This is a genomic window from Planobispora longispora, assembly GCF_016863135.1.
GTDB classification, from domain to species: domain Bacteria; phylum Actinomycetota; class Actinomycetes; order Streptosporangiales; family Streptosporangiaceae; genus Planobispora; species Planobispora longispora.
On the sequence record NZ_BOOH01000023.1, the window covers coordinates 1 to 22,868 of the forward strand.

Consider the following 22,868-nt stretch of genomic DNA (forward strand, 5'->3'; position numbering starts at 1 on the left):
ATGGCCGCCCGCCGTACCTCCTCCCGCATGAGCCGGCCGGCCGCGGGCGGGCGGACTCCCGCCCCGCCCGCGGCCGGCCGGGGTGGGGCGGGGTGGCCTCCCCCGCCCCACCCGCGGATCCGCTACCCGCGGGATTCGCTCAGCACCCGGAAGGCGATCCCCGCCCGCCGCAGGCGCTCGATCAGCGCGTCGCCCATCGCCACGGCGGTGGTCACCTGGCCCGAGACCCGCGGGAGGTCGTCGAAGGCCAGGCAGAGCGCCGACTCGGCGAACATCTTGGCGGTCTCGTCGTATCCGGGGTCGCCGCCCGACACCTCGGTGAGGACGCGCTCACCGCCGCCCCGCCCGTCGAAGGTGACCTTGAACCAGCTCGCGGCCCGCTGCTCGGGGGTGGGCCCGGAGCCGGGCAGGACCCGGCCGAGCAACCAGGAGCGCGCGGGCGGGATCTGCGCGAGGACGGCCAGCGCCCCGGCCCCGGCGGCCAGGCCGAGGGCGCCGCCCAGGTGCTTGACGGCCATGTGGTGCCGGTAGACGAAGTCCGGGCCGTAGCGCTCCAGGGCCCGGGCCGAGCGGCCGACGATCTGCGGGTCGATCGTGGGCAGCGGCAGCGCCCAGCCGCCCACGTAGCGGAGGGTGCCGGGCAGCCCGCGGGCCCGGCGCCCGGCGGGGCGCTCCTCGGCCCGGCGGCGGTCGAGGGCGGCCCGCGCGGCCTGCGGGGCGCGCGCGAGGACCGTGACGGCCGAGTGCAGGGTCCCGCCCGACGGCCTGCCGTTCCCCCGCACGTACCCGTCGATCCGGATCGGCACGTCCTTGGGCAGGAGGCCGACGGTGAAGTGGACGCCCAGGTCGTACGGGATCGAGTCGAACCCGCACGCGTGCACGATCTTGGCGCCGCTCTCCTGCGCCCGCGCGTGGTGCCGGACGTACATCAGATCGACGAACTCCGGCTCGCCGGTGAGGTCGGCGTAGTGGGTGCCGGCCCGCGCGCAGGCGGCCACGAGCGGCTCGCCGTAGGCGAGGTAGGGGCCCACGGTGGTGGCGACCACCCGGGCCCGGCGGGCGATGTCGTCCAGGGAGGCGGGCTCGCCTGCGTCGGCGTGGAGCAGCGGCAGCCCGGGCAGGCCGAGCCGCTCCCTGACCGCCTCCAGTCTGCCCCGGTCGCGGCCGGCCAGCGCCCAGCGGCAGCCGGGGCCGGCGTTGCGCGCCAGGTACTCGGCGGTGAGGGCGCCGGTGAACCCGGTGGCACCGAACAGCACGATGTCGTAAGGACGGTCGTCGGGCATGGGTGGGGCTCTCCCCTCGGCGTCACGATCTTCCTCCGCCCCACATTGACACGCGCGGGCGGCGGTTGGGAACCGTCCCCGGGCATCCGTGAACCGTCCCGCCCGCCGGCACGTCATGGTCGTTGGCGGCTCCGGCACTTCCAGGAGGTCTCATGCGTCGCGTTCTCGGTCTCGCCACAGGTCTCGTCCTCGCCTCCACGGCGCTGGTCCCGGCCGCCTCCGCCGCCCCCGTCCCTGCGGCGGCCGGCGCGGGCCGGGCGGGGGCCGCCTGCCGTACGGACGCCGGGAAGTGCGGGCGCGACCCGCTCATCGCCATCGCGGTGAAGGTGCGCGCCACGCCCGCCGCCCGTCCCGGCGGCAAGGTCACCTACGTCATCGACTACTCCCAGACCTGGACGCCGTCCTTCGCCCCCTACTGGGGCGCCCTCTGGGTCGGGGGCAGGTTCCCCAAGGGGGCGCGCGGCCCGGTCCGCGCCGCGCTCCACGACACGTCGGGCAGACGCCTGGCCGTCCTGCCCTGCCGCCGGTACGCCGACGGCGTCTGGTGCGACGCCCACGGCCCGATGCCGCATCAGGGACGGATCGTCATGTCCGCCCGCCTGCCCGCCACGGCGAAGGGCACCGTCACGGCCAGGCTCGGGTTCGACAGCTTCGAATCGCTGAACGAAGCCGAGTACGCCCGGCACCACGGCAGGAAGAAGCTGCGGGAGAAGTTCTGCGAGTTCCGCTTCACGAAGACCGCCGCCACACGGGTCCGCACCGAATGACGCACGACACATCAACTACGGCCTCCGTCTGCCGATGAGAGACGCGTGTGGAATGTGATCAAAGGCGAGACCGGCCGTGCCGTCCGGTCGGCAGGCGTGCTTGCCGTCCTGGCGGCGCTGCTGGTGGCGATCGTGGGCACGGCCCTGTCGATCGGGGCCGGGACCGCGCTGCGCACCGTGCAACAGCGCGCCGCCGACCAGGCCATGGACCGGCGGATGGAGCTGGCGTGCTCGGCGGTGGCCGCGGAGACCGGCCGTTACGTCGACACGATGCGCATGATCGCCGCCTCGGCCGGTTCGATGCGGCCGCTGACGAGGACCGCCTTCGCCCAGACCGTACGGCCCCTGGAGCAGATGGGCCTGACCGGTGCCACCTCGATCGCGTTCATGGTCGCCGCCACCGACGAGCAGATTCCGCGGCTCCGGGCCGTCTGGCGCGACCGCGGGGTGGCTGACCTGGGGCAGGGCGTCGTGGGTCCCCAGCACGGGCAGGGGCACGAGAACGAGAACGAGCACGAGCACGTCTTCTCCGTCTTCAGTCATCCCCTGGCCGGGCTGACCGCGGCCGAGGGCACCGGCTCCTCCCTCCCCCAGGCGGCCGCCCAGGCCCTCGTCGAGGCCCGCCACAGCGGCCAGGTCACGGTCTCGGACACCTACCTGCCGAGCCGTGACACCCAGCTGCCGCCACACCGGCAGCAGCGGTCGTTCGTGCTGGTCGCCCCGGTCTACGGGCCCCTCGCGGACACCGGCGCGGCGCAGTCGTTCCTCGGCTGGATGCTGATGGAGGTGCGCGGTCAGGACTTCATCGGCGCCACCCTGCAGCACGTCATCCACGGCAGCGCCGACGTGCAGCTGCGCGCCCACCACGCCGACGGCACCGACGTGACGGTGACCACGCTGGAGGCCGCCGGCGACGACCCGCGCGACCTGCAGCGCGGCGGCCAGGTACGCGTCGCCCAGCGCCACTGGCATCTGCGGATCGCCGCCACCAGCGCCTACCTGCCCGAGACGAACAGCGCCCTGCCCGCGGCCGTGACCGCCGCGGGGATCGCGGCGAGCGTCCTGCTGGCGCTCCTGGCCTTCACTCTGGCCGGCAGCCGGGCGCGGGCGCGCGCCCAGGTCGTCGAGGCCACCACCGAGCTGCGTGCCGCCGAGCAGGCCGCCCGCCGCCAGGCCGCCCTGCTCACGGCGGTCCTGGACAGCGTCAGCGACGGTGTCAGCGTCGTCGACGAGCACGGCGCGTTCCTGCTGCACAACCCCGCCGCCAAGAGCATCCTCGGCGTCACCTCCACCAGTGACCGGATCGGTTCCTGGCAGCGCCACTACGGCATCTTCACCCCCGACGGCGAGGATCCGTTCCCCACCGAGCAGATGCCGCTGGTGCGCGCCCTGGCGGGCGAGTCGGCCGAGCAGGTGCCGATGATGGTCCGCAACCTGGCCCACTCCGACGGAGTGATCATCTCCGTGTCGGCCCGGCCGCTGGACGCCGCCAGCGGGCAGGCCGGCGCGGTCGCGGTCTTCCACGACATCACCGCGGTGCGCGAGCGCGAGGCCAAGCTGGCCGCCACCAGCGCGGCGCTCCACGAGGAGCTGGCCCAGCACGAGGCCGACCAGGCCGAGCTGCGCGCCGCACGCGACGAGCTGGTCGCCCAGAAGGCCTACCTGAACCAGATCATGGACGCCATCAACGTCGCCGTGATGACCGTCGGCACCGACGGACGGCTCGTGCACGGCAACCGCGTCGCCCGCGTCGTCCTGCCGCCCGGGGAGGCGCCGACCGTCGCCGAGATCGCCATGAAACTGAACATGACCCACCCCGACGGCGCCCCCATGCCCATCGAGGAGACCCCGCTGGTGCGGGCGCTGCGCGGCGAGAAGGTCAACAACATGGAGGCCCTCGTGACCGTGCACGACGGCACCCGGCGGGCCGTCGCGGTGCACGCCCGGCCGCTGCACCGCACCGACGGCCAGGTCGTCGGCGCCGTCGCCTCCTCCTTCGACATCACCGCGCTGCGCGAGCGCGAGGCCGAGCTGAGCGCGTTCGCCGGCATCGTCGCCCACGACCTCAAACGCCCGCTGGCCGCGGTGCGCGGCTTCGCCGAGCTGGTGCACGAGAGCCTGGCCGACCAGACCGGCCTGGACGAGCAGGTGCGTCACCTGGAGCGCGCCATGGCCGCCACCGGGCGGATGAGCCGCCTGATCGACGACCTGCTCACCTACGCCACGGCCCGGGACGCCCCCCTGCTCCTGGCCCCGGTCCGGCTGGACACGCTGATGCGCGAGCTCGTCGACGAGCACCTGACCGCGGTCTCGGCCGACCCCTCGGCCCTCATCCCGCAGGTGTACGTCGGATCGCTCCCGAACGTCCGCGCCGATGTGGCCCTGATCCGCCAGCTGCTGGACAACCTGATCGGCAACGCCATCAAGTACACCCCGCCCGGCCGCGCGGCCCGCGTGGACATCACGGCCCATTCGGCCGGTGACGGCTGGGTGCGCCTGGAGGTCGCCGACCGCGGCATCGGCATCCCGCCGGGCGAGCACCAGGCGATCTTCGCCAGCTTCCACCGGGTCGCCACCGCCTACAGCGGCACGGGGCTGGGCCTGGCCATCTGCCAGCGCATCGTCGAGCGTCACGGCGGCACCATCGCCGCCGGCGACAACCCCGGCGGCGGCGCCCGCTTCAGCATCACCCTGCCGGCCGCCTCGGTCGGCGTGGAACAGGCGGCGTGAGCCCCGGCCCGGACCCGGCGCGGCGGCCGCCGTCCGGGTTCCGGCGGCACTGTGGTCGCCGTCCGGGTCCCAGCGGCCCCGAACGTGTCTCGCGGCGGCCCCGGGCGTGTTTCCGGCGGCCCCGCGCGCCGTCCCGAATCGGCCCGGGGCGCACCTGTTGGTAGGTTCTTGCCGAGGACCGATACGCGGGTGAGCGCGGCGCGCACGAACGGAGGATCAGCGTGGTGGAAGTCGAGCAGACGGTGCTGCCGGGGATCGGGTTGCGGCACGAGTTCACCACGCGCTCCGGCCGGCGGATCGGCATCGTCTCCCACCGCACCGGCCGCCGCGACCTGGTGATCTATGATGCCGACGATCCCGATCGGGCGTGCGAGACGGTGAAACTGAACGACGAGGAGGCCGACACCCTCGTCGAGCTGCTGGGCGCCCCGCGCATCGTGCAGCGCCTCAACGCCCTGCACCGCGACGTCGAGGGGCTGGTCAGCCTGCAGCTGCCGATCCCGTCCGGCTCGCCCTACGCCGGGCGCCCGATGGGCGACGCCCAGGTGCGCACCCGCACCGGCGCCTCCATCGTGGCCGTGGTCCGCTCCGGCCAGGTCGTCGCCAGCCCGGGGCCGGAGTTCCGGCTCGCCGGGGAAGACATCGTGGTCGTGGTGGGCAGTCCGGAGAGCACCGCCGCCGTCGCCGACATCTTCTCCCACGGATAGGCCGGCGAGTGGAGCACTCTCACACGGCGATCCTTTTCCTCGAGTTCGGCGCCGTCCTGCTCGGGCTCGGCATCCTCGGAGCGCTGGCGCTGCGCGTCGGCATCTCCCCCATCCCCCTCTACCTGATCGCCGGGCTGGCCTTCGGCACCGGCGGCATCGTCCCTCTGGCCACCAGCGAGGAGTTCATCGCCACCGGCGCCGAGATCGGCGTCGTCCTGCTGCTGCTCACCCTCGGCCTGGAGTACAACGCCGGCGAGCTGGTGACCAGCCTGAAGAGCAACGCCCCGGCCGGTCTGGTGGACCTGGTGCTCAACGCCGCGCCCGGCGCGATCTGCGCGCTGCTGCTCGGCTGGGGCCCGGTCGCCGCGGTGGCCATGGCCGGCGTCACCTACGCCACCTCCTCCGGCATCACCGCCAAGGTCCTGTCCGACCTGGGCTGGATCGGCAACCGCGAGACCCCGGTGGTGCTGTCGCTGCTGGTCTTCGAGGACCTGACCATGGCGGTCTACCTGCCGGTGCTGACCGCCATGCTGGCCGGTCTCAGCTTCGCCGGCGGCGCGGTCACCGTCGGCATCGCGCTGGCCACCGTCAGCGTGGTGCTGCTGGTGGCGCTGCGCTTCGGGCGGTTCATCGAGGCGTTCGTCTCCAGCCCCAACTCCGAGGTGCTGCTGCTGAAGGTGGTCGGCCTGGCCCTGCTGGTGGCCGGTGCCGCCCAGCAGCTGCAGGTGTCGGCCGCGGTGGGGGCGTTCCTGGTCGGCATCGCCCTGTCGGGGGAGCTGGCCCACGAGACCCAGGCGCTGCTGGCCCCGCTGCGCGACCTGTTCGCCGCGGTCTTCTTCGTCTTCTTCGGCCTGCAGACCGACCCGGCGAAGATCCTGCCGATGGCGGGGCTGGCCGTGCTGCTGGCCCTGGTCAGCATGGTCACCAAGCTGCTGACCGGCGTGTACGCCGCCCGGCGGGCGGGCATCGGCAAGGCCGGCCGGGCCCGCGCGGGCATCGCGCTCATCCCCCGGGGCGAGTTCAACATCGTGATCGCCGGCCTGGCGGTGACCGGCGGGGCCCACCCCGACCTGGGTCCGCTGGCCGCCGCCTACGTGCTGATCCTGGCCGCGTTCGGCCCACTGGCCGCCCGCCTGGTGCAGCCGTTCATCACCGCCATCGCCAAACGCGCCTGACCCCGGCCCGCCCGTGCCCGCCGGAGCCCGATCCGGTTCTCCGGACGACCCGGATCTGGTAGGCATGGGCGGGTGATGCGATCCCTCGCCGTCCCGGCCGCCGTCGTCCTCGCCCTGGGCCTCACCCCCGCGACGGCCGCGGCCGCTCCCGGCGGGCCCGAGGTCCCGCCGGGGACCGCGGCCGGGTACGTGGTCTACGACCGGCAGGCCGGCAGGATCGTCGCGCACCGCTCGGCGCACCGGAAGTTCCGGTCCGCCTCGGTGGTGAAGATCCTGATCGCGATCGACTACCTGGAGTCCCACCGCAGCGTGCCCCGGCGGGACCAGGCGCTGCTGCGGGACATGTTGCGGGTCAGCGACGACGCCGCCGCCACGGCGTTCTGGAACCGGGGCGGCCGGGGCGGGATCATCAGCCGCACGGCCCGGAAGCTGGGCCTGACCGACACCGCTCCCCCGCCCGCCGACAAACCCGGCTTCTGGGGCTACACCTCGCTCAGCGCGCTGGACGTCGTCAGGACCTACCGCTACCTGCTCGACCGCGCCGACCGGCGGGTCAGCGGCCTCATCCTCGGTCACCTGCGCCGGGCCGGGCGGTGCGGCTCCGACGGCTTCGACCAGTTCTTCGGGATCCCGCGCGGGGTGCCCGGCCCGTGGGCGGTCAAGCAGGGCTGGTCGGGGTACGGCTCCACGCCCCCGGTCCGCTGCGTCCCCAGGAGCGGGGCGGGCGCGGTCACGGCGGGCGCCTCCCTCCCGGCCGCCTCCCCCGACGTCCTCCCGGCCGACCGCACCCGGGCGGCGGCCTCCGCCGTCCCCGTCCGCGGCCCGGCCGCGGAGGGCTCGCCGGTCTCCGCCGGGGCGGGCCCCGTCCCCGACCTGGGCCGTCCGGTGCTGCACACCACCGGCCTCGTCGGGCCGGGGGAGCGATGGGTCATGGTTCTGCTCACCGCCCATCCCGCGGGGACCGGCTGGCAGCGTTCGACCGCCCGCACGACCAGGCTCGCCAGGGAGCTCTACCGCAGCGTGGCCCCGTGACCGTGCGGCCCCGCGGTCAGGGGAGGGGACGGCGGCCGGCGAAGCCGAGCTCGTCGCGGTGGTACCACCCCAGCTCGCGGTCCCCTTCGAGCCAGCACAGCCGTACGGAGACCCCGTCGAGCGCCGAGGGGAAGTCGACCAGCAGCGGCGCGACGCCCTTGACCTCGAGGCCGTGTGCGACGAACCAGCCGAGGATCTCGCCCAGCCGCGCCTCCAGCGCCTTGACCTCCGCCAGCCCGCCCCGCTCCGACTCTCCCCGGTCCCTGAGATCCTGGGCGAGCTCCGCCAGGTCACCCCGCATGCGCACGAACGCGTCGGCCCGTTCCATCACGGCGGGCATCATCGCCCGCGCCTCCTCGACGGTGAAGGTCCTGTCCACACCTGCACCGTAGCGCCTGGCCGTACCGGATCGCGGGCCTCGGTCGGCGTCCCGGAGCCGCACTGCTCCGCGGACTCCAGGGAATCCCCCCGAAAAGGGACACTTCTATCCGTTTCCCTGAATCTCTTCGCCTCTGGGGCGTTACCGGGTCCGCAGACCTGGTAGGACAGAGGCAGCCCGCCCTGCCACCCGCGGGCGGAGGAGTATCGGATGCCCTTTTTCACCGTCTCATCGGACGTGCGCGGCCCCGCGCTCGTCGTCCACGCCGACGGCGAACTCGACTACGGTCACGCCCCCGTGTTCCGGAGCGAGATGACCAGGGTCTGGGAGGCCGGGACCCCGTCGCTGGTCGTCATCAACGTCACCGGGCTCACCTTCTGCGACTCCGCGGGGGTCGCGGAGCTGATCTGGAGCCTTCAGCGCAGCCGCGCCCTGGGCACCCGGCTCATCCTGGCGGGAGTGCACGGCACCCTGGAGCGGATCCTCGCCATCACCGGCCTGCGCTCCGCCTTCGAGGTCTCCCCGACCGTCGAGGAGGCCGTCCAGGAGATCTCCTAGGGACCCGCCCGCCGGACCGCCGGGCCCGCTCAGGTGGCATCCGGGCGCGGCGGCGCGGCGGGCCGGGAACGCCGACTCAGCTCTTCCGGTCGATCTTCTCCGCCGTGAGCACACGCGGCGCGTCCACGATCACGTCGGAGAAGATGTCGACGACCAGGGCGATGACCCCGCCGACCGCGATGAGGCCCACGCCTGCCCAGACCAGCGGCCAGTTCGGACCGAGGCACAGCGCCACGCCGCCGAGCGTGAATCCCGCGATGATGACGATCACCGCGAGCCAGGACTTGGGGCTCCCTGCGTGACTTCCGGCCATGGCGTCTCCCTGCTTCCTCTCAATATGAATCATCTGTTCGCGTTGTTCGCGACGGCGATCACGCGGGTCAGCGTCCGGCGGAGGTCCTGCGGTTCGGCGGGTCCCACGCGCGGACGCCCCACGATCGTAGGCGGTACCGGCCTCGCCTCGCTCCGCAGGTCCGTCCTTGCGGGGCGGGGACGCCGGCCGGGAGTCGTCCGCCCTGGCTGCGGCGTCGCCGCTGGATGCGGCCGACCGGCTCCTACCGTGTGAGCAGTGGGGAGAGCGTACCCGGATCGGGCGGCGGCAATCCGCCGACCCCCAGGCGGAGCGGCCCGGGGCTCCGGGGAGCGCCTGCCGCCCGGGGCGGAGCGCTCGCTGCATCTCCCATATAAGTCTACTTCCGTCATAGTAGGATTTTCTGGGCGCGTGCCGTTGTCGTCACCGACAGTCCCCGACAACCCCCGAACGATTCTCCGGCCGAGGAGCCCCATGTTCCACAGCAAGTCCATCGAGGAGCGGATCGCCGAGCGCCAGGCCGGGCGCGGTCCCCTCAAGGAGGGCAAGCACTTCGAGCACGGGCCGGCCAAGTTCCTGTTCATCTTCATCATCGGTTTCGTCGTCGTGGGCCATATCGCCGGACTGCTTTTCCTGATGGCCCTGGGTCTCCACTGAGACTCCCGAAACCCCGGCGGATCCGCCTCGCGTCCGGAACGTGATTTCGGACATGAGAGGATGATGATCCGGTTGGCCGGAGTTGGACTACCCGTCCGGATCAGGAGGTCACATGGCCGATGTCACGCCGGAGCCCGAGGGCCCCGAGGACGACGAGCTGAAGCGCAAGTTCCGCGAGGCCCTCGAACGCAAGAAGCTCGCCCAGACGGAGGCGAACGCGGGCGGGCGGGGGAAGAACTCCTCGAAGATCCACGGCGCTCACGGCCCCGTCGGGGGCAAGCGCTCCTTCCGCCGCAAGAGCGGCTGAGAGCTCCCCGGGGAACCGCCGGGCCGTCCGGGAAACCTCACGTGAACCGCCGGACCGCCCGGGGCGCCCCGGCGGGGACTTCCGGGAAGGCCGGGGACTCACGCGACGACGGTCCGGCGGGGCGCGCCCGCCGGACCGTCCCGCTCTTCCCCCGGCCCTCTCCGCCCTCCCGAGGGCTCGCCCCGCTCTCCCGCCGGTCCTCTCCGCCCTCCCGACGGACCGTCTCACCCTTCTAGCAGACCTCCCCGTCCCCCCACTGGGCCGTCTCGTCGGCGACGATCTGGAACGCGGCGGCGGACCCCGCCGCGACCGACTCGGCGGCGCTCTGCTCCTCGCTGGTGAGGTCCCCGGCGGCGTAGACGCCGGGGATGCTGGTGCGGCGGCCCTCGTCCACCTTGACGTAGCAGTCGCCGTTCAGGGCCAGGCCCCGGTTCTCCGCGAGGTGGGCCACCAGGGGGACCGGCCGCTGCCCGGGCTGCCAGAACAGGGTCTGGCGGGCGACGATCCGGCCGTCGTCCAGTTCGACCGCGTACAGGTCCCCGTCGGTGTGGCGCAGCCTCCTGATCTCCCCCTCGATCACCTCCGCGCCGTCCTCCCCGCCCGGCACGCCGCTCCCGGCCCCCGGGACACCGGTGAAGATGATCACGTTGTCGCTCCAGGCGGCGAATCCGGTCGCCGCGCTCCGGGCGAACTCCGGATCCGAGGTGACCACGCCCCAGGCGCGGTCGCGGTTCTCCCAGCCCGCGCAGAGCGGGCAGTGCACGACCGTCCTGCCCCAGCACTCGCCGAACCCCTCCACCTCCGGGTGGACGTCGACCATGCCGGTGGCGAGCAGCACCCGCCGCGCCCAGACCCGGGCCCCGCTCTCGCCGGTCACGTCGAAGCCGCCCTCCGCGGCGGGCGCCACGTCGGCGACGTCCTCCTCGCGCCGCTCCGCCATGCCGTACGCGTCCAGGTCGGACCAGGCGCGGCGGCGGTACTCGGCGTGGCTCACCCCGTCCAGGCCGACGATGCCGTGGACTCCCCGGGAGGCGGCGTTGCGCGGCGGCCCCGGGGAGTCGAACACCACCGTGCGGCGTATGGACCGGCCGAGCGTCATGGCCGCGGTCAGACCGGCCGGGCCGCCGCCGACGATCGCGACATCGTAGTGCTGCATGGTGGCTGTCTGCCCCCTCACGGACGGCCGTCACATCCGCGGCGCACCCGCGTCCGCCGCCGGGGGCCGGATCCCGCCCGGCCTCGCCGGATCGCCGCGATCGCCGCGTCGCATCCCCGCGCCCGGACTCCCAGGTAACATTTTTGAGCCATGCTCATATTCGCCTTGACCGGCGAGTTGACACGGCAGATCATGAGGCACCCGCTCCTCCGCACGCAGGGGTGTCCCATGGTCAGAATCACCAGATCCAAATCCCTCGCAGTCCTGTTATCCCTCATCGGAACCTTGACTCTGGCGGCCACAGCCGCCGTCGCCGCCCCGGCGCCTCCCGAATCGGAGGTCGGCGCCGTCGGGGAGCCGCCGGGGAGCGCCGCCCCCGTCCGGGGGTTCGTCGACGGGCACTCCCACCTGATGTCGTACGAGGCGTTCGGCGGCATGCTGCTGTGCGGCAAGCCGTTCGATCCCGACGGCATCGAGCAGGCCCTGGTGGACTGCCCCGACCACTTCCCGAACGGCGAGGCCGCCTGGTTCGAGAACTTCACCCGGACCGGCTCTCCCACCGGCACCCACGACCCGGTCGGCTGGCCGACCTTCCGCAGCTGGCCCGCCCATGACTCGCTCACCCACCAGCAGGCCTACCACCGTTGGGTCGAACGGGCCTGGCGCGGCGGCCTGCGCGTCCTGGTCAACCACCTGGTCGCCAACCGGCAGCTGTGCGCGATCTACCCGCTCAAGCGCAACTCGTGCGACGAGATGGCCTCGCTCCGCCTGCAGGCGCAGCGCACCTTCGAACTGCAGGACTTCATCGACGCCCGGTCCGGCGGTCCCGGCCAGGGCTGGTTCCGCGTCGTCCGCTCCCCCGCCGAGGCGCGGCAGGTGATCGCCGCCGGCAAGCTCGCGGTGGTCCTCGGCGTGGAGACCTCGGAACCGTTCGGCTGCCGCCAGACGCTGGGCGTCCCACGCTGCACCAGGGCGCAGATCGACCGGGGCCTGGACGAGATGCAGGCGCTCGGCGTGCGCAGCATGTTCGTCTGCCACAAGTACGACAACGCGCTGTGCGGGGTGCGCTTCGACTCCGGCACCCAGGGCGTCATCGTCAACCTGGGCAACTTCCTGTCCACCGGCAGGTTCTGGACCGCCCGGACCTGCACCGGGCCCGAGCACGACAACACGATCGAGAAGGCCGGGGCGCTGCCGCCCCCGCTCGACCGGCTGCTCCCCGGCGGCGTCGGCCTGCCGTTGTACCCCCCCGCCCCGCACTGCAACACCAGGGGGCTGACGAGCCTGGGCGAGCACATGATCAGGGGAATGATGGCACGCGGCATGCTCGTCGAGATCGACCACATGAGCGTCAAGGCGGCCGACCGGACCCTCGACCTGCTGGAGGCCGAGGGCTACGCCGGGGTGGTCTCCTCGCACAGCTGGACCGACCCGGGCTACCTCCGCCGGATCTACCGGCTCGGCGGCATGGTCACCGCCTACGGCCACCACGCCGAGGAGTTCGCCGCGACCTGGCGCGAGACCCGGCCGCTGCGCGCGGAGTTCGGGCGTCCGGGGTACGGCTACGGCCTGGACGCCAACGGCCTGGGCACGCTGCCCTCGCCCCGTCCCGGCAACGCGTCCAACCCGGTCACCTACCCGTTCACCTCCGTCGACGGCGCGGTCACACTGGAGCGGCAGCGCACCGGGGAGCGGGTCTGGGACGTCAACGTCGACGGGGTCGCCCACTACGGCCTGGTCCCCGACTGGATCGAGGACATGCGGCTGGTCGCGGGGAACGAGCTCGTCCAGGACATGGCCGCCGGAGCCGAGGCGTACCTCCGCACCTGGGAGGCCGCGGCCTCGCGGGCCCCGTGAGAATACGCTGGCGCCGCCACGGACGGATCGGTTACCCTCGGCCGCATGCAGCGCGCCCATGTGACGACGACGCCGGACACCGTCCCGGCGCGCTGACACCTGTCTGAAACGAAGCCCCGGGCGAGCGCCCGGGGCTTCGTCGTCGTCGGCCGCTCGTCCTCCACCAGGAGCGAGGAGACCGCCATGAACGACCAGCGCTATGACCACCACCCCGACCAGCACCCCGACCACCACCTCGACCGGCGCCACGACCACCGGCGCCTCGGCCGCGAGCTCGACCTGTTCGACACCGACCCGCTCATCGGCAAGGGCCTGCCGTTCTGGCTGCCGGCGGGCGCCGCCGTACGGCACGCCGTGGAGGCCTACGTGCACCGGGCCGAACGCCTGGCCGGATACCGGCACGTCCACTCCCCCATCATGGGCAAACGCGAACTGTACGAGATATCCGGGCACTGGGCTCACTACCGCGAGGACATGTTCCCGCCCATGATGGTCGGCGGCGAGGAGTTCGTGCTCCGGCCGAGCCTGTGCCCGCACCACGCGCTGGTCTTCCGCTCCCGGCCGCGCAGCCACCGGGACCTGCCGCTGCGCCTGGCCGAGCTGGGCGGCATGCACCGGGCCGAGCTGTCGGGGGTGCTCGGCGGCCTGTCCCGGGTCCGGGCCATCCAGCTCAACGACGGCCACGTGTTCTGCGCCGGGGAGGACGCCGGCCGGGAGGTGGGGGCGGCGCTGGCGATGATCGCCGAGGCCCACCGGGCGCTGGGCGTCACCGCCTCCGGGTACCGGCTCTCGCTCCGGGGCGAGGGGGACAAGTACATCGACGACCCGGCCATGTGGCGGCGGGCCGAGGTGATCCTGCGCGAGGCGCTGGAGGAGCGCGGCCTGCCGTACGAGGAGGCGGCGGGAGAGGGCGCCTTCTACGGGCCGAAGATCGACGTGCAGATCACCGACCCGGCCGGGCGCGAGTCCACCCTCTCGACCGTGCAGGTCGACCTGTTCCAGCCGGGCCGCTTCGGCCTGGAGTACACCGGCCCGGACCAGCGCATGCGCCGGCCGGTGATGGTGCACCGCAGCGTGGTCGGGAGCATGGAACGGCTCATGGCCCACCTGGTCGAGCTGTACGGCGGAGCCTTCCCCGCCTGGCTCGCCCCCGTCCAGGTGGTGGCGCTCCCGGTCTCGGCCGCCGAGCTGCCCGCGGCCGGGGAGTTCGTCCGGGCGTGCGAGGAGGCCGGTCTCCGGGCCGAGCTGTCCGGGCCGCAGGACGGCACCCTCGGGGCCCGGATCCGCGAGGGCAGGCTGGTGCCGTACCAGGCGGTGATCGGGGCGCGGGAGGCCGCGGCGGGGCAGGTCTCGCTCCGCCTGCGCGACGGCTCGCGCCGGGAACCGCTCCCCGCCGCCGAGGCGGTCGCCCGGTTGTCGGGGGAGGCCGTCCCCTTCCCCGGTGACGGCCTCCCGGACGACGGGCGTTGATAAAGCCGATCTAAGGGCGTTCCTCCTCTCCCGCGAGGCCCGCCGCGCGCATCGCGGCGTGCAGCGGTTCCAGCAGCGCCGCCGCCTGGTCCTCCCGGGTCACCAGGGCGGGCATCGGCCCGTACGGCACCGCCACCGGCGCGTAGGTCCCCTGGGGGGCGATCCCGACGGCGACCGCCGCGTCGGGCAGCCCCGCGCCGACCCGCGACGGGTCGAGCTGCGGCAGCGGCCGGCAGGACGCTCTGATGACCGCGAAGAGCCGGTCGACCCGGATGCTGTCGCGCGCCGCCTGGGAGCGGCCGGGCTCCGGCCGGAACAGCGGGTGGTGGGCCAGCACCAGGGCCGCGACCGCGGCCACGTGCGCCGCCGCGGTTCCCGTGCCGCCGCGGGGCCCGTAGCTGGTGGGCGGCAGCCCGGAGACGATCGCCAGACCGGGGGCGCAGCAGTCCAGCCCGGGGCCCCCGGCGCTGAAGCGCGGCACGAAGACGCCCTCGGGCGTGGGCCGGCCGTCCAGGTGGACCAGGTCGGCGCCGTCCGGCGGGAACGTGCCCAGCTGCCCGATCGCGCCCACCGCCAGCACCCCGGGCAGGGCGGCCGGATACGACAGCGCCCCGCCGGAGTCTCCGGCGGCGGCCACGCACGCCACCCCGTTGCGGCGCGCCTCTTCGATCTTGGCGGCGACCAGGGGGGAGTGCTCGGGGAAGCCGTAGGCGATCAGCGCGACGTCGATCCGCTGCTCGATGCAGTAGTCGAGGGCCTCCACGAGGTCCAGGGTCCAGCCCTCCGGAGCGATCCGGCACGCGTACACCTCCGCCTCGGGCGTCAGACCCACCACGCCCGAGCCGTCGTCCCGCCCGGCCAGCAGCACCGCGTTGTGCGTGCCGCCGCCGATCAGGTCCTCCTCCCAGCTCTTGTCGTCCTGGCCGATCACGTCGCGCCCGGCGGGGATGCGATCGGACAGGTCCGGGTGCCCGGCCGCCACGCCCGAGTCGATCACCGCGATCCGCACGCCGTGCCCGCGGTGGGTCGGCGGCAGCCGGTCGAATCCCATCGCCCGCGTTCCCCAGGAGTCGAGCTGCCGGTCGGGGAAGTCCGGGTGGGTCTCCGTGATCCGCAGGCAGGTCACCCGGTTGGGCGCGTCCACGCTCAGCAGCGGCCGGTTGACCACGACCGGCCAGCAGGCCCGGGGCGGGTGCACCACCAGCGCCCTGACCGAGGCCAGGACGTCGGGGGGCACGGTCAGCTCCGCCCGGCCCTCCGCTCCGGTGTAGGCGGTGAACGCGGTGCCGTACAGGCTCACCTCCGCTCCCTCGATCGGCCTGCCGGCGTCGTCGCCGACCTCGACGGCGGCCGTGCGCAGCGTCCCCGCGGGGGCGTCCAGCTCGTGGGCGTCCGGGGCGCCGAGCCCGTGGAACGCCGCGTGCCCGGCCCGGCCGTCGTACCGGACCGCCGCGCGGCCGAGCGGCTGGTCGGGCTCGATGTGCAGGCCGGGCACCCGGGCCAGGGCGGCGGCGCGGTCGGCAGGCATCTCGACGGCCGCCAGGCGCGGGAAGGCGCCCGCGGGGTGGACCGTGCCGACGGTCCGCACCACCGTGCACGCCGGGTCCTCTTCCAGTTGCGCGAGGACCGCCCGCACGTCGGTCGGCGGCATGACGGCGACCAGGTATCTGTCGCGGCGCGTGCGGATGCCCGTCCGGGCGGCGGAACGCCGGGAGGCCTGACCCGGCTTCGCCTCGCCGGTCCTGCTCTCAGCGGTTCTGGCCCCGCCCGCCTCGCCCTGGGCGCCGGAAGCTTGACGGCCCCTGCCCGCGGCAGGCTTCGGTTCTCGTGATCCGTTGGCCATCTTCTCGACTCTTTCGTCTCGTGTCTCGCCGGAGAGTCTCGTGTCTCGCCGGAGACGGGTGCGGCGCGCAGGCACCGCACCCGCCGCCTCACGACGGAGGCCGCCTCACAGCGGAGGCAGTGCCGGGTACGCCTGCCGGGCCTGGTGCACCATGGCGATGACGCCGGACAGCTGCCGCCGGGCGGCCGGATACTGCCCCGCCGCGTAGAGCTGCGCCGCCACGGTCAGCGCGGGCGCCGTCTGGGCGACCGCGGGAACCACCGCGCTCGCCGCGCGCAACCAGCGGTAGGTGTGTTCCAGGAGCCCCGCGACCTCCTGCCGCGAGACCGTGTCCGCGGGGTTCCGCGGCGCGGTGGCGGCGAGCAGGACCGGGTTCGTGGTCGGGTGCATGACCGGCCTCTAGAAGCCGCGGAGTTGGCCCGGCACCTGCTGGAAGGGCTGCTGCCAGAGCTGGCCGTACTGCTGCGGGCTGTACTGCTGGGGGCCGTACTGCTGCTGGAAGGGCTGCTGCCAGAGCTGGCTCTGCTGCCCCTGCTGCTGGGAGATCTGCTGGGCGACGAGCTGGTGGAGCTGCTGGTGGATCTGCTGCGCGGCGATGCTGACGACCTGCGGCAGGATGTACTGCTGCGCGATCGGCAGGATCTGGCTCACGAGCTGCTGGACGACCTGCTGCACCTGGTACGGCCCCTGCATGCCGAGCTGCTGCTCCAGCCCCATGGAGGCGGGGAAGCCCGGGGTGTAGCCCTGCTGCTGAAGGGCGGGAACCTGGGTGGTCGTGGTCATGGAGTCCTCCCTAACGCCGGTTCGGGCACCGCTCCGTCCGGTAACCCCAGATGAATGTCCAACCACATTGGACGCTACGTCGGCATTCGCGATCACACAAGGGCGGAAATCCCGGCTCCGGACCGGGACGCCGCGTTAGCCTTCTCCTTAGGAGAGGCATCGAATGAACGCGCTACAACGGCTCATCCACACCCGAATGGCCGAGCTCAACCGCTCATACGGCGAGGTGGCCCGTCAGGGCGGACTGCCCCGCTCGACCGTGCACCATCTCGCCTCCAACTCCCGCCTCAGCCGGCTGCCCAACCCCGTCACCCTCGAACGCCTCGCCCGCGGGCTCGACGTCCCCCTCGACGTCGTCCGCTCCGCGGCCGCCGCCGTGGCGGGCTTCAGCCTCAGCAACGGCCCCGCCGACGACCCGGAGATCGAGGTCCTGATCGCCTCGCTGGCCAAGCTCAGCCCCCAGGACCGCAGGCACGTGGCCGCGCTCGTGCGCTCCCTGCTCACCGCGGACGGCGCCGGCGACTCCGACGGCTCGGGCGGCTCGAATAGCTCCGGCGACGCCGCCGATGTCCCTCAGAAATCGGACAGAAAAGACGGATGAGACCTAGCCGAGGCTCCCGATCGCGCCTAGGTTCGTCAAGGGGAACCACACAACACAGTCAACCAGCTACGTGTCTGGGAAGTGTGTCATGCGCGTTGTGCGATGGCCCGGCCCACCGGCGGTTGTCAAGGTCAAAACTCGGGGCGTCCTCACGGTGGCCGTGTCCCCGGCCCTGACGCACCGGGAGGTCCTCGAACTGGCCAGCCTTGTCCTGTCCGGCAGTGAATATCAGGAATTCCGCAGAGAGATCGACCCCGCCCCGCCCGCTTCCGGGGCCACCTGACAGGCGCCGGCGTCCACGGCGCCGGCGGGCGGACCCGGGACCGCGGCCCGGCCGGCCGGACCGCCTTCCCAGCGTGCCGCCGCGCGGGCCGGGACCCGGGCGTCAGCCGGCGGAGGCCGTGCGCACCGGGCCGAACACGGCGCGGGTGTCGACGACCTTCCCGAAGGGAGACCAGAGACCCTCCTCGAACCTGGCCAGCATCATCGACTCGATCGGGAAACCGTCGCCGGGACCGGTGGACAGCGTGATCCCGGGGAGCAAGGTGTCGACGGGCACGTCGTCGAGGCTGCGGACCGCGTCGCGCAGCCCCTCCCGGGTGGGGCACTCCATCTGCTGGAGCGCCTTGACGAAGGCCTGGGCGGCGGTCCAGCCGAACACGGTCTGCGGGGCGGCGGGGTCGGCCTCGGGGGCGTACCGCAGCAGGCTCCTGCGGTAGACCTCGACCGCGGGATCGTCCGCCCACTGCGGGTCCGCGGGGTCCTTCTGGTACACGGCGGACACGATCTCCCGCACCTTCCCCGTGTCCACGGTCTTCATCACGGCCGGGGAGACGGCCACGCTGTTGAGGATGTGCAGGGGGTTCCAGGAGGTGATCGCCGCGTCGACGGCGAGGGCCTGGGCCCCGAACTTGGGCGTGGTGACGCTCAGCAGCACGTCGGCGCCCGAGGAGGCGAGGTTCGCCAGCTGTCCCTGGACTCCGGGGTCGGTGACCTCGTAGCTCTGCTCCGCGACGATCCGGACGCCGCTGTCGCGGACCGCGTCGGCGAAGCCGTCGAGCAGGTCCCTGCCGAAGTCGTCGTTCTGGTACAGCACCGCCACCGTCGCCCGCGGCATCGTCTCCTTCAGATGCTGGGCGTAGACCCTGGCCTCGGCCACGTAGCTGGGCTGGTAGCCGATGGTCCACGGACGGCCCCGGTCGGTCCCCCACCGGGAGGCGCCGGTCGCCACGAATACCTGGGGCACCCGGCGGCGGTCGGCGTAGTCGCGCACCGCGGCGGTCGAGGGCGTGCCGACCGTCTGGAAGATCGTGAACACCTTCTCCAGCTCCACGAGCCTGCGGGCCTCCTCCACGGCCCTGGCGGGCTGGTAGCCGTCGTCGCGGACGAGAAACTCGATCTTCCGGCCGTCCACCCCTCCCCCGTCGTTGACATGGCCGAAGTAGGCCCGCACGCCCGAGGCGATCAGCCCGTAGGCGGAGGCGGGCCCGGACAGGGGATAGATCCCGCCCACCCTGACGGCATCCTCGGTGATGCCCGTGACGTGCTGGCCCCGGCAGGCGCCGGCGGCCAGGACCTCGGGGCCGCCCGTGAGACGGCACCCGCCCAGCGGGAGCGTCAGGGCGAGCACGGCGGCCATCGCCGTACCCCGGACCGCCGTACCCCGGACCGCGCCGCGTGGCGTGCCCCGCGCCACCACACGGGTCACGCCGTACGACATGCCCCGGGCCGCCCCACGGGTCCTGGTCCTTCCCTGCACGGTCAGCCCCTCCCGAGCCGGCGCGCCACCCCGCCGGCCGCCATGCGCAGCAGCCCGGCCAGCCCGGTGGGCGCGAAACAGACGACTACGATGATCAGCAGTCCCGAGACGATGCCCGGGAGCGCGTCCCCGGCCCGCTGCGCGGCGGCGGGGACGAACGTCACGAAGACCGCGCCCAGGAGCGGGCCGGCCAGCGAGCCCGGTCCGCCGATCACGACGGCGGCGAGCAGGACGATCGAGAGCGTCACGGTGAAGGAGTCGGGGGAGACGAACCCGACCACCCACGCGTAGAGCGTTCCCGCCACCCCCGCGTACATCGCGCTCCACCCGAACGCCAGTGCCCGGTGGGAGCCGGGCCGCACCCCCAGGATCTCGGCCGCGTGCGGATTCTCCCGGACCGCCGTCAGCGCCCGCCCGGCACGCGACTCGAGCAGGTTGCGGGCCGCGGCGAAGGCCGCCGCCGCCACGGCGAGGACCAGCAGGTAGAGCCACTGGTCCTCGGCGAGCCCGGTCCAGGACGGCGCGGACGGCACGGGAACCGGCAGCCCCATCGACCCCCCGGTCACCGTCCCGAAGCGTTTGATCACCGGTGGGACGACCGCGGCGATCACGAAGGTCACCACCGCCAGATAGGGCCCGCTCAGCCGCAGGGCCGGCCGGCCGAGGGCGAGGCCGAGGCCGAAGGTGACCAGCGCGGCCACCGGCAGGGCCAGCGGGTACGGCACGCCGAGCCGGCCCGTCATGACCGCCGCGATGTACGCGCCGATCGCGAGGAACGCCCCGTGCCCGAGGGACACCCGGCCACCGTGCCCGACGACGAGGTTCAGCCCGAGCAGCGCGATCCCGTAGACGAGGACCATGGTCAGCTGGAAGACCCGGTACGGCTCCAGGACGAAGGGGGCGGCGCAGGCGGCCACGGCCAGCGCCGCCAGCGTCGTCCGCCGCCAGGGCCACACCCGCCTCCGGTCCCCGGCCATCCGGCCGACCGCGAGCCTGCGGTGCCCGGTCTGCGCGACGGCGTTCACGCCGGTCCCCTCTCGCCCGTCGTTCCCGTGCCGCACCGCGCCGCGCTCACCGCTGTCCCGCCGTTCCCGCCGGGCCGCGGCGGAGCATCAGGACCACGACGATGACCAGCAGCGGCACGATCACCTTGAGGTCGGCGCCGACGAACGCCACATACGTCCCGGCCAGCGTCTCGGCCACACCGAGCCCCAGTCCCGCCACGACGGCCGCCACGGGGTCGCGGAAGCCGCCCACGACGGCGGCGGCGAAGGCGTACACCAGGACGCCTCCCATCATGTTCGGCTCCAGGAACAGGAGCGGGGCCACGAGGATCCCGGCGATCGCCCCGACGGCGGAGGCCATCCCCCAGCCGAGGCCGAGCACCCTGCCGACCCGGACGCCGGACAGGCGGGCCGCCACCGGGTCGGCCGCGACCGCCCGCATGAGCAGCCCGGCGCCGGTGTGCCGGAAGAACACGTGGAGCAGCAGCATCATGACGGCGACGACCCCGAGCACGCCCAGCGCGGAGAAGCCGCTCTGCGCGCTGCCGAAGCTGAGCGCGGCGGGGAAGGGGTTGGGGAAAGAACGGACGGCGAAGGACCACACCAGGCCCGCCGCAGCGTTCACGAAGACCATCAGCCCCACCGTCACGGCCACCGGCGCCAGCTCCCGGTCACCCTCGACCCGCCGGATGATCGAACGTTCCACCAGCATGCCGCCCACGACCGAGACGGCGAGGGTGATCGGCAGCGCGGCCCAGAACGGCAGGCCCGCGTCGAGGAGCTGCCAGGCGACGTACGCCGAGAGCATGGCCAGCTCACCCTGGGCGAAGTTGACGATCCCGTTGAAGCGGTGGACGAGCACCAGGGCCAGGGCGAGCCCGGCGTAGACGGCTCCCAGGCTCAGTCCCTGCACGATCTGGAGCAGCAGTCCGGCCACCGCCGGTCACCTCCCCGGCCGGAAGAGGGAGGGACGGCGGCCGGCCTGCGGCCATCCCGCCGGGCCGCCCACGGTCAGGCGCCCCGACTCCATGACCAGGGCGCGGCTGGTGAACTCCAGCGCCAGCCGCGCGTCCTGCTCGACCAGGAGCATCGCGACCCGGTCGTGGGAGCCGACCGCGCGGAGCACGTCGAACATCCTCCGGGTGGCGACGGGCGCCAGTCCCCGGGAGGGCTCGTCGAGCAGGAGCAGACGGGGCCGCGTCATCAGGGCGCGGCCGACCGCGAGCATCTGCTGCTCGCCCCCGCTCAGGGTCCCGGCGGGCTGGCTCAGGTGCGCCCGCAGGACCGGGAACCAGGCCAGGACGCGGCGCATGTCCTCGGCCCGTTCATTGGCGGGCCGCAGGTGCGCGCCGATCCGCAGGTTCTCCTCCACGGTGAGGGGGGCGAACAGGCCCCGGCCCTCCGGGACGTGCGCCACCCCCAGCCGGACGATCTCCTCCGGGGCCCTGCCGAGCAGCTCGGTCCCGTCCAGAAGGACCGATCCCCGGCCGCGTACCAGGCCGGACAGCGCCCGCAGCATGGTCGTCTTGCCCGCGCCGTTCGGGCCGAGGACGGCGACCATCTCCCCCGCCGCCAGTTCCAGATCGACACCGTGCAGGACCCGCGCCGGGCCGTAGCCCGCGCGCAGGCCGTGCACCCGCAGCAGGGCCGCTGGACCGTTCCCCGTCCCGGGCGGGGGATCGAAGAGGGATCGGGGGTGGTCCCCCGGGCCGTTCACGGTCACGGGGCGACTCCCAGGCACGCGTCGATGACGGCCGGATCGCGGCTGACCCGGTCCGGCGGCCCGTCCGCGATCTTCCTGCCGGAGTCGAGGCAGACGATCCGGCCGCACAGGCCCATCACGAACTCCATGTGGTGCTCGACGACGATGATCGCGGCGCCGGAGACGAAGTGCGCGTCCCGGATGAGGCGGGCGATCTCCGCCACCTCGTCCTGGCCCAGGCCGCTGATCGGCTCGTCGAGCAGGAGCAGGCGGGGCCGTACGGCCAGCGCGCGGGCGATCTCGATCCGCTTCAGCGTCCCGTGCGGGAGGTGGGCGGCCGGGTGGTCGGCCAGCGGGAGCAGGCCCATGCGCTCCAGCACCTCGTCGGCGATCCGGTGGATCTCCCGCTCCTCCCGGCGGCTCCGGGCCAGCCGGAGCGCGGCCGCGCCGAATCCGGACCGCCCGTGGCGGTGGGCGCCGACCATGACGTTCTCCCGCACCGACAGGCCGGGGAAGAGGCCCAGGTGCTGGAAGGTCCGGGCGATCCCGCGACCGGCGACCTCGTACGGGGGCAGCCCGCCCAGTTCCCCGGTCTCGAAGAGCATCCGGCCCGCGACGGGGTCGCGCCGCCGGGTCAGGCAGTCGAACAGGGTGGTCTTGCCCGCTCCGTTCGGCCCGATCAGGCCGACCAGCTCGCCGGGACGGACCGTGAGATCGACCTCCGACAGGGCGGTGACGCCGCCGAACCGCACGGTCAGGCCGCCGATCTCAAGGGTCACCGTTTCTCC

General features: G+C 73.7%; 24 protein-coding genes. 12 read left to right on the forward strand and 12 right to left on the reverse strand.

Translation table 11 applies throughout. From position 1 onward, the window contains the following. Positions 1-122: 122 nt before the first annotated feature. Positions 123-1,283, reverse strand: coding sequence for a saccharopine dehydrogenase family protein (locus Plo01_RS15785; RefSeq protein ID WP_203891351.1), 1,161 nt, complete (start codon positions 1,281-1,283; stop codon positions 123-125). A 152-nt stretch (positions 1,284-1,435) separates the two neighbouring features. On the opposite strand from Plo01_RS15785, the gene Plo01_RS15790 reads away from it, so the two are divergent. The 5 genes from Plo01_RS15790 (at position 1,436) to Plo01_RS15810 (ending at position 7,694) form a co-directional block, all read left to right on the forward strand. Further along, positions 1,436-2,050 (forward strand): hypothetical protein, encoded by a 615-nt coding sequence (locus Plo01_RS15790; protein ID WP_203891352.1) that lies wholly within the window; start codon positions 1,436-1,438, stop codon positions 2,048-2,050. 96 nt (positions 2,051-2,146) lie between these two features. Then, the gene (locus Plo01_RS15795) at positions 2,147-4,780 is read left to right on the forward strand and encodes an ATP-binding protein (protein WP_203891353.1); all 2,634 of its coding nucleotides are present in this window, start codon (positions 2,147-2,149) and stop codon (positions 4,778-4,780) included. Between the two features lie 224 nt (positions 4,781-5,004). Then, positions 5,005-5,487 carry a cation:proton antiporter regulatory subunit gene (locus Plo01_RS15800; RefSeq protein ID WP_203891354.1) on the forward strand — a complete coding sequence of 161 codons (483 nt, stop codon included), beginning with the start codon at positions 5,005-5,007 and terminating at the stop codon, positions 5,485-5,487. Positions 5,488-5,495: 8 nt separating this feature from the next. Continuing rightward, a complete protein-coding gene (locus Plo01_RS15805) occupies positions 5,496-6,662 on the forward strand; it encodes a cation:proton antiporter (RefSeq protein ID WP_203891355.1) in 1,167 nt (388 codons plus the stop codon). Between the two features lie 75 nt (positions 6,663-6,737). Beyond that, positions 6,738-7,694, forward strand: a complete 957-nt coding sequence (locus Plo01_RS15810) for a serine hydrolase (RefSeq protein ID WP_239316512.1) — start codon at positions 6,738-6,740, stop codon at positions 7,692-7,694. A 16-nt stretch (positions 7,695-7,710) separates the two neighbouring features. On the opposite strand, the gene Plo01_RS15815 is transcribed toward Plo01_RS15810, so the two are convergent. Further along, positions 7,711-8,073: a DUF2203 domain-containing protein gene (locus Plo01_RS15815; protein WP_203891357.1), complete on the reverse strand. Its 363-nt coding sequence runs from the start codon at positions 8,071-8,073 to the stop codon at positions 7,711-7,713. 210 nt (positions 8,074-8,283) lie between these two features. Here Plo01_RS15815 and Plo01_RS15820 point away from each other — a divergent pair, with 210 nt between their 5' ends. Further along, a complete protein-coding gene (locus tag Plo01_RS15820) occupies positions 8,284-8,631 on the forward strand; it encodes an anti-sigma factor antagonist (protein ID WP_203891358.1) in 348 nt (115 codons plus the stop codon). A gap of 76 nt (positions 8,632-8,707) precedes the next feature. Here the strand turns inward: Plo01_RS15820 and Plo01_RS15825 are convergent, their stop codons facing one another. Further along, positions 8,708-8,944, reverse strand: a complete 237-nt coding sequence (locus Plo01_RS15825) for an HGxxPAAW family protein (protein ID WP_203891359.1) — start codon at positions 8,942-8,944, stop codon at positions 8,708-8,710. A gap of 471 nt (positions 8,945-9,415) precedes the next feature. On the opposite strand from Plo01_RS15825, the gene Plo01_RS15830 reads away from it, so the two are divergent. Further along, positions 9,416-9,598 carry a hypothetical protein gene (locus Plo01_RS15830; RefSeq protein WP_203891360.1) on the forward strand — a complete coding sequence of 61 codons (183 nt, stop codon included), beginning with the start codon at positions 9,416-9,418 and terminating at the stop codon, positions 9,596-9,598. A gap of 112 nt (positions 9,599-9,710) precedes the next feature. Then, positions 9,711-9,905 carry a DUF5302 domain-containing protein gene (locus tag Plo01_RS15835; protein WP_203891361.1) on the forward strand — a complete coding sequence of 65 codons (195 nt, stop codon included), beginning with the start codon at positions 9,711-9,713 and terminating at the stop codon, positions 9,903-9,905. 232 nt (positions 9,906-10,137) lie between these two features. Here Plo01_RS15835 and Plo01_RS15840 read toward each other — a convergent pair whose 3' ends face one another. After that, positions 10,138-11,061 (reverse strand): NAD(P)/FAD-dependent oxidoreductase, encoded by a 924-nt coding sequence (locus Plo01_RS15840; protein WP_203891362.1) that lies wholly within the window; start codon positions 11,059-11,061, stop codon positions 10,138-10,140. 285 nt (positions 11,062-11,346) lie between these two features. On the opposite strand from Plo01_RS15840, the gene Plo01_RS15845 reads away from it, so the two are divergent. Both Plo01_RS15845 and thrS read left to right on the forward strand, forming a co-directional pair. Continuing rightward, positions 11,347-12,918 (forward strand): amidohydrolase family protein, encoded by a 1,572-nt coding sequence (locus Plo01_RS15845; protein ID WP_239316415.1) that lies wholly within the window; start codon positions 11,347-11,349, stop codon positions 12,916-12,918. Positions 12,919-13,101: 183 nt separating this feature from the next. Beyond that, positions 13,102-14,388: a threonine--tRNA ligase gene (gene thrS / locus Plo01_RS15850; RefSeq protein ID WP_203891364.1), complete on the forward strand. Its 1,287-nt coding sequence runs from the start codon at positions 13,102-13,104 to the stop codon at positions 14,386-14,388. A gap of 10 nt (positions 14,389-14,398) precedes the next feature. Here thrS and Plo01_RS15855 read toward each other — a convergent pair whose 3' ends face one another. From Plo01_RS15855 to Plo01_RS15865, 3 genes are all read right to left on the reverse strand, one after another. Continuing rightward, a complete protein-coding gene (locus Plo01_RS15855) occupies positions 14,399-16,039 on the reverse strand; it encodes a S8 family serine peptidase (protein ID WP_203891365.1) in 1,641 nt (546 codons plus the stop codon). Between the two features lie 297 nt (positions 16,040-16,336). After that, positions 16,337-16,621 carry a hypothetical protein gene (locus Plo01_RS15860; protein WP_203891366.1) on the reverse strand — a complete coding sequence of 95 codons (285 nt, stop codon included), beginning with the start codon at positions 16,619-16,621 and terminating at the stop codon, positions 16,337-16,339. A gap of 9 nt (positions 16,622-16,630) precedes the next feature. After that, entirely contained in the window at positions 16,631-17,014 is a 384-nt protein-coding gene (locus tag Plo01_RS15865) for a hypothetical protein (protein ID WP_203891367.1), read from the reverse strand. Positions 17,015-17,177: 163 nt separating this feature from the next. On the opposite strand from Plo01_RS15865, the gene Plo01_RS15870 reads away from it, so the two are divergent. Together Plo01_RS15870 and Plo01_RS15875 are read left to right on the forward strand one after the other, a co-directional pair. After that, entirely contained in the window at positions 17,178-17,615 is a 438-nt protein-coding gene (locus Plo01_RS15870) for a helix-turn-helix domain-containing protein (protein WP_203891368.1), read from the forward strand. 88 nt (positions 17,616-17,703) lie between these two features. Then, positions 17,704-17,898, forward strand: coding sequence for a hypothetical protein (locus Plo01_RS15875; protein WP_203891369.1), 195 nt, complete (start codon positions 17,704-17,706; stop codon positions 17,896-17,898). A 102-nt stretch (positions 17,899-18,000) separates the two neighbouring features. On the opposite strand, the gene Plo01_RS15880 is transcribed toward Plo01_RS15875, so the two are convergent. Genes Plo01_RS15880 through Plo01_RS15900 form a run of 5 tightly spaced genes read right to left on the reverse strand, consistent with a single transcriptional unit; the run spans position 18,001 to position 22,859 of the window. Further along, positions 18,001-19,323 carry an ABC transporter substrate-binding protein gene (locus tag Plo01_RS15880; RefSeq protein ID WP_239316417.1) on the reverse strand — a complete coding sequence of 441 codons (1,323 nt, stop codon included), beginning with the start codon at positions 19,321-19,323 and terminating at the stop codon, positions 18,001-18,003. Between the two features lie 53 nt (positions 19,324-19,376). After that, positions 19,377-20,399, reverse strand: a complete 1,023-nt coding sequence (locus Plo01_RS15885) for a branched-chain amino acid ABC transporter permease (protein ID WP_239316419.1) — start codon at positions 20,397-20,399, stop codon at positions 19,377-19,379. Positions 20,400-20,445: 46 nt separating this feature from the next. Next, a complete protein-coding gene (locus Plo01_RS15890; protein WP_203891370.1) occupies positions 20,446-21,315 on the reverse strand; it encodes a branched-chain amino acid ABC transporter permease in 870 nt (289 codons plus the stop codon). 6 nt (positions 21,316-21,321) lie between these two features. Further along, complete coding sequence (locus Plo01_RS15895; protein WP_239316421.1) at positions 21,322-22,101, reverse strand: ABC transporter ATP-binding protein; 780 nt, start codon at positions 22,099-22,101, stop codon at positions 21,322-21,324. Beyond that, positions 22,098-22,859: an ABC transporter ATP-binding protein gene (locus tag Plo01_RS15900; RefSeq protein WP_239316423.1), complete on the reverse strand. Its 762-nt coding sequence runs from the start codon at positions 22,857-22,859 to the stop codon at positions 22,098-22,100. Before Plo01_RS15900 ends, Plo01_RS15895 begins: the two co-directional genes overlap by 4 nt. Positions 22,860-22,868 lie beyond the last annotated feature (9 nt).